The organism is Massilia sp. 01N410 (genome assembly GCF_056399665.1).
Genome location: NZ_JBFTRV010000040.1, coordinates 1 through 5,682, shown reverse-complemented (window position 1 = coordinate 5,682; position 5,682 = coordinate 1). Strand labels below are relative to the sequence as shown.

General features: G+C 63.4%; 5 protein-coding genes and 1 other RNA gene. 3 read left to right on the top strand and 3 right to left on the bottom strand.

What is annotated here, in order from left to right; all coding sequences use genetic code 11:
* Positions 1-1,183, bottom strand: a 1,183-nt coding sequence (dnaX, locus tag AC1DOP_RS27030) for a DNA polymerase III subunit gamma/tau (protein ID WP_477254370.1), incomplete at its 3' end; no start/stop codon positions are given.
* A 95-nt stretch (positions 1,184-1,278) separates the two neighbouring features.
* On the opposite strand from dnaX, the gene AC1DOP_RS27025 reads away from it, so the two are divergent.
* Positions 1,279-1,959 carry a hypothetical protein gene (locus AC1DOP_RS27025; protein ID WP_442124839.1) on the top strand — a complete coding sequence of 227 codons (681 nt, stop codon included), beginning with the start codon at positions 1,279-1,281 and terminating at the stop codon, positions 1,957-1,959.
* Positions 1,960-2,015: 56 nt separating this feature from the next.
* Here the strand turns inward: AC1DOP_RS27025 and ffs are convergent.
* Both ffs and ubiD read right to left on the bottom strand, forming a co-directional pair.
* Positions 2,016-2,114: signal recognition particle sRNA small type (ffs, locus tag AC1DOP_RS27020), an RNA gene on the bottom strand.
* Between the two features lie 95 nt (positions 2,115-2,209).
* The gene (gene ubiD / locus AC1DOP_RS27015) at positions 2,210-3,694 is read right to left on the bottom strand and encodes a 4-hydroxy-3-polyprenylbenzoate decarboxylase (protein WP_477254367.1); all 1,485 of its coding nucleotides are present in this window, start codon (positions 3,692-3,694) and stop codon (positions 2,210-2,212) included.
* Positions 3,695-4,208: 514 nt separating this feature from the next.
* Between ubiD and AC1DOP_RS27010 the strand changes: the two genes are divergently transcribed.
* Both AC1DOP_RS27010 and AC1DOP_RS27005 read left to right on the top strand, forming a co-directional pair.
* Positions 4,209-5,066: a transglycosylase SLT domain-containing protein gene (locus AC1DOP_RS27010; RefSeq protein WP_442124856.1), complete on the top strand. Its 858-nt coding sequence runs from the start codon at positions 4,209-4,211 to the stop codon at positions 5,064-5,066.
* Positions 5,067-5,259: 193 nt separating this feature from the next.
* The coding region (locus AC1DOP_RS27005; RefSeq protein ID WP_477254365.1) for a transposase at positions 5,260-5,682 on the top strand (423 nt) is incomplete at its 3' end.

Here is a 5,682-nt window from a genome sequence, read left to right as displayed (position 1 = left end):
CCGCCGGACGGGCGGCCTGGGCCTGCGGCATCGCGCGCGCGATCGCGGCCGGCGCCGGGCTGGCCACCTGCTCGGCCCCGCCCTGTCCCGGGCGGAAGGCAAGCATGCGCAGCAGGGTCATGGTGAAGCCGGCGTACTCGTCCGGCGCCAGGCCGATCTCGTTACGGCCGTGCACCGCGATCTGGTAGAAAAGCTGCACTTCCTGCGGATCGAAGACGGTCGCCAGGCGCTGGATGTCGCCAAGCTCCGGCAGATCTTCCGGCACCGCGGTCGGCACGGTCTGGGCCAGCGCGATGCGGTGCAGCAGGGTGCCGAGGTCCTGCAGCGCGCCGTTATAGGACAGGCTGCGACTGGCCATCTCGTCGGCCACCGCCATCAGGTCGGCGCCATCCTGTCTGGCCAGCGCGTCCAGCAGGCGCACCAGGTAGGACTGGTCGAGCGCACCCAGCATGCCCTGCACGGCGTCCAGGGTGACGGCGCCGGCGGCGTAGGCGATCGCCTGGTCGGTCAGCGACAGCGCATCGCGCATCGAGCCGTGGGCGCCTTGCGCCAGCAGGCGCAGGGCCGGCTGTTCGAACGTCACGCCTTCCTGGCCGAGGATGTTTTCCAGGTGGCCGACGATGTGGCCCGGCGGCATCTGCTTCAGGTTGAACTGCAGGCAGCGCGACAGCACCGTCACCGGGATCTTTTGCGGGTCGGTGGTCGCGAGGATGAATTTCACGTGCTCGGGCGGTTCCTCGAGCGTCTTCAGCATCGCATTGAAGGCGTGGTTGGTGAGCATGTGCACCTCGTCGATCATATAGACCTTGAAGCGCGCATTGCTCGGCGCGTACACCGCCTGTTCCAGCAGCTGGGCCATCTCGTCGACGCCGCGGTTCGATGCCGCGTCCATCTCGACATAGTCGACGAAGCGGCCGGCGTCGATCGCGCGGCAGGGTTCGCAGACCCCGCACGGCTCGGCCGTGATCCCGCCCTGCCCGTCCGGGCCGACGCAGTTGAGCGACTTGGCCAGGATACGCGACAGCGTCGTCTTGCCCACCCCGCGCGTGCCGGTGAACAGATAGGCGTGATGCAGGCGTCCGGTACGTAGCGCATGGGTCAGGGCACGGACGACGTGCTCCTGGCCGACCAGCGTTTCGAAGTTCCTGGGACGGTATTTGCGGGCGAGGACTTGATAGGACATACCGGGATTTTACCGTAGACCGGGGCAGGAGCGGCAACATTAGACGCTCATCGGGAATTCCCCTACACTGATGTTTTTATTTCAATGTGGAAAATATGAGAACACTTGTCGCCGCTGTACTGTCGTCGTCGCTGCTGTTGTCGCTCACGCTTTCCGCCCAGGCCGCCGGCGAACGCGAGTGGATCCCGTACCGCAAGCTGGTCGAGACCGTCAAGGCCGACAAGTTCTACGCCCTGCCGGCCGGCGAGCGCGACAAGGTGATCCTGTATGCCCGGCTGGTCCCGGTCAACAAGGCCATCGCGCCGCCGGACGCGAAGCTGGTGGTTGTCGACGGCGCCAGCCGCACGCCCTTCCCGCTCGACGCCGCCGGCCGTGCGCGCATCGTTCCGAATCCGCAGTGGCTGGCGGACGACGCGAAAATCTGGACCAGCCTGCCGAACGGCGAAAAGATGAGCCTGAGCTTCGACATCGGCGCCGTCCTGCCCGAAGCCGCGCAATGGAATTACGCCACGGTGATGGGCTCCGTCCCGCAGTCGAATGCGGCGATCGGCAAGGTGGCCGGCGCCCTCAGCATGTTCGTGCCGACCATGAAATCGGTGATCTTCAAGTTCGACAAGCCGGCCCAGCTGACCATCAAGGCCAAGGGCGGCGAGCGGCGCTATGCCAGCGACGCGAAGAACCAGGTAAGGCTGAAGCTGGACGGCGACCTGTTGAAGGAGAACCCGCTGGTGATGCTGTCGGAGCGGCCCTTCGAAGCGGAAATCGATTCGGATTGAAGCACGCCGACGGCACAAACGAAAACAGCTGCCGGGGCAGCTGTCGTTCTGAATGAGGTGGCGAGCCTGATCTGCGGCACTTGCGGTGAACGGCTTTGGCTGCTTCGTTCCCGACCTGACCAGGTAAACCATGCCGCAATGCGCAGGGGCCCGCCAGCAATCATTATAACCGAGCATGCGCCGGCGGGCAAACCGGCGATCAAAGCCACATATATATAGAGCATATGCGCGGCGGATGCCTGCCCCGGCCTTACAGCCCCAGCTGCTGCCAGATGTCGTCCACCCGCTTCTTCACCTCCGGCGCCATGACGATAGGCGTACCCCACTCGCGGTTGGTCTCGCCCGGCCACTTGTTGGTGGCGTCGATGCCCATCTTGCTGCCGAGTCCGCTAATTGGGGAGGCGAAGTCGAGGTAGTCGATCGGCGTGTTGTCGACCAGGACCGTGTCGCGGGTCGGATCGACGCGGGTCGTGATGGCCCAGATCACTTCCTTCCAGTCGCGCACGTCGACGTCCTCGTCCACCACGACGATGAACTTGGTGTACATGAACTGGCGCAGGAAACTCCAGACCCCGAACATCACGCGCTTCGCGTGGCCGGCGTACTGCTTCTTCATCTGCACCACCGCCATCCGGTAGCTGCAGCCTTCCGGCGGCAAATAGAAATCGGTGATCTCGGTGAACTGCTTCTGCAGCAGGGGAATGAAGACTTCGTTCAGCGCCACGCCCAGCACGGCCGGCTCGTCGGGCGGTTTGCCGGTATAGGTCGAGTGGTAGATCGGGTCGCGCCGCATGGTGATGCGGTCGATGGTGAATACCGGGAACCAGTCCTGCTCGTTGTAATAGCCGGTGTGGTCGCCATACGGGCCTTCCAGCGCATGCTCGAAACCGGTCGGATGCGTCTGGTCCGGATAGATATGCCCTTCCAGCACGATCTCGGCGGCAGCCGGTACCCGCAGCTCGCTGCCGATGGCCTTGGTGAGCACGGTGCGCTGGCCGCGCAGCAGGCCGGCGAACTGGTATTCGGACAGGGTGTCCGGTACCGGCGTCACCGCGCCCAGGATGGTGGCCGGGTCGGCGCCCAGCGCCACCGCCACCGGATAGGGCTTGCCGGGGTTGGCGATGCAGTGCTCACGGAAATCGAGGGCGCCGCCGCGGTGCGCCAGCCAGCGCATGATGACCTTGTTCGGCCCCAGCACCTGCTGGCGGTAGATGCCCAGGTTCTGCCGCTTCTTGTGCGGGCCCTTGGTAATCACGAGGCCCCAGGTGATCAGGGGAGCGATGTCGCCCGGCCAGCAATGCTGGATCGGCAGGCGTCCGAGGTCGACGTCCTTGCCCTCCCAGACGATTTCCTGGCAGGGCGCGCCCTTCACTTCCTTCGGCGACATATCCCAAACCGCCTTCACGAGCGAGCCCAGGTCCATGATGTCCTTGAAGCCCTTGGGAGGCTCCGGTTCCTTCAGGCGCGCCAGCACGTGGCCGATCTTCCTGAGCTCAGCAATGTTATCGGCCCCCATGCCCAATGCCACCCGTTGCGGTGTGCCAAACAGGTTGCCGAGCACGGGAACCTTGTAGCCGGTCGGCTGTTCAAATAGGAGAGCAGGCCCGGCGGCACGGAGGGTCCGGTCGCAGATTTCGGTCATCTCAAGGTTCGGCGATACGGGCACCGAAATACGCTTTAATTCGCCAATCCCTTGCAACTTGGCAATAAAATCTCGCAAATCCGAATAGTTCATCTATTTTTTCATTCTTTTTTACATCTTTTGAGCTTGGCTAACAATCGACGGCAAGTAGTTGATTTGCCAAAGAATTGATGAGTCAGTCAGAAAACGTTAGACATAAAAGTTATAACGCACGATAGTGCTAGTATTGACTTGATATAAACCAGCTTCTACAATCCGGCCTACCAAGTGAGACAGGCCCGTCCAGGACGTGATTTTAGCCGGTCTCATTATTTCACGGGGTCGGGGCCCCAACGACATTATTTAGGAGTGTTTTCTCAGGGCGTCTGTCCTACCAACCCCGAGACAGTTGTTAGCCACCGGGCACCTCCATCGCAGCGCTGCCCGGCTGTAGCAAGCAATGACGGCGTTCCTCGACCGCTATACGCGGCGACGGACGGTTTCTGATGCACGGCATTAGTACCCTGAACAGCAGCGCTTTGTCGCCGCACGGGGCCGCTTTTTCCGCGACAAAGGAGAAACGATGATCCATCGATTCATCGGCACGAGCGCAAAGCTTGTCCAACAGATGGCCAGCCAGCCAGTCACGTGGTCTTCCGTGACGAAAGCGGCACGCGGTATCGTAACGACCGCACAACATACCCTGACCGTATTTGGTCTATCTGCAGTAGCAATGATTGCCCTGCTGTACAACCGCCCCGATCTGGCAAAACGGGTGTCGGACTTCCTGAGCCCGCAGCAGACCGTGCAGGTCGCGGCTGCCCCGGTGCAAGCCCAGGCCGCCAAAGGCGCCGAGGCCGTCGAAATCGCCAACAGCGACGACAAGCAGGGCGTGCGCGCCACGCGCCAGCAGAAGTACGTGACCGAATGGCTGTCGCGCCGCTACCGGGTTGCCGGTGACGCCGCCAACATGCTGGTCGCCACCGCTTACAGCACCGCGCACGAGATCAAGCTCGACCCGCTGCTGATCCTGGCCGTGATGGCGATCGAATCGGGCCTGAATCCCTTCGCGGAAAGCCCGATGGGCGCGCAGGGCCTGATGCAGGTGATGTCGAAGGTCCACAGCGACAAGTTCGACGAAGTCGGCGGCAAGCAGGCCGCCCTGAATCCGGTGGCCAACATCCGTGTCGGCGCCCAGATCCTGAAGGACTACGTGACCCGCACCGGTTCCGTGGAAGGCGGCCTGAAGACTTACGTCGGCGCCGCCGCCTTCGAGGACGACTCGGGCTACGGCAACAAGGTGCTGGCCGAGTACCGCCGCCTGAAGCAGGTCGCGAGCGGCAAGAACGTGCCGATCTTCACGCCGTCCACCCCTGCGCCGCAACTGGCCCAGAAATCCGCGCCGGCCCCGTCCAAGGTCGACAACGCCGCCATCGAAGCCGCACGTGGCGCCAGCCAGTCCGGCGATACCGTGGCAGGACTGTAAGCTTCGACGTACCGATCCCTGGTCGAAGGCCACTGTGGGCGCATGCCTCGGTGGCCTTCTTTTTTTGCTATGTACGTCATTTCCGCGAAAGCGGGAACGACGGGAGAAAAAAAAGGCGCTGTTCGCGCCAAGTGTGGAATCTTTTCTGCAAGCCTGCGGTCCAATGTCGACCTGAACCGTTGACGGAGGCAGCATGCAAGCACGGCAGTTCGAACAGTTCCTGCAACGCCTGTCCAGCCTGACCCGGCGGCAACGCGACCGCCTGCTCGACCTGCTGCAATCGGCGGCCGGCCTCGACCGTGTACTCGAGATCGTCGAGCAGCCCGGCATGCCACTCTGCTGCCCGCACTGCCAGGCCGACAAACCCTATCGCCACGGCCATGCGCACGGACTGCAGCGCTACCGCTGCCGTAGCTGCCATCGCACCTTCAACCTGCTCAGCGGCACGCCACTGGCGCGGCTGCGCCACAAGGCGCACTGGCTCGACTACCTCGGCTGCATGCTCGACTCCCGCAGCGTGCGCCGCTCGGCGCGCGAGATCGGCGTGGCCAGTGCGACCAGCTTTCGATGGCGCCACCGTTTCCTGGCCTTGAGCAAGGATGACCGCCCGCAACGA

What these genes read in the sequence shown, in the direction of transcription:
- AC1DOP_RS27025 (WP_442124839.1), top strand. Translation starts at nt 1,279, where the DNA reads ATGAGAACACTTGTCGCCGCTGTACTGTCGTCGTCGCTGCTGTTGTCG.
- ubiD (WP_477254367.1), bottom strand. Translation starts at nt 3,694, where the DNA reads ATGAACTATTCGGATTTGCGAGATTTTATTGCCAAGTTGCAAGGGATT.
- AC1DOP_RS27010 (WP_442124856.1), top strand. Translation starts at nt 4,209, where the DNA reads ATGGCCAGCCAGCCAGTCACGTGGTCTTCCGTGACGAAAGCGGCACGC.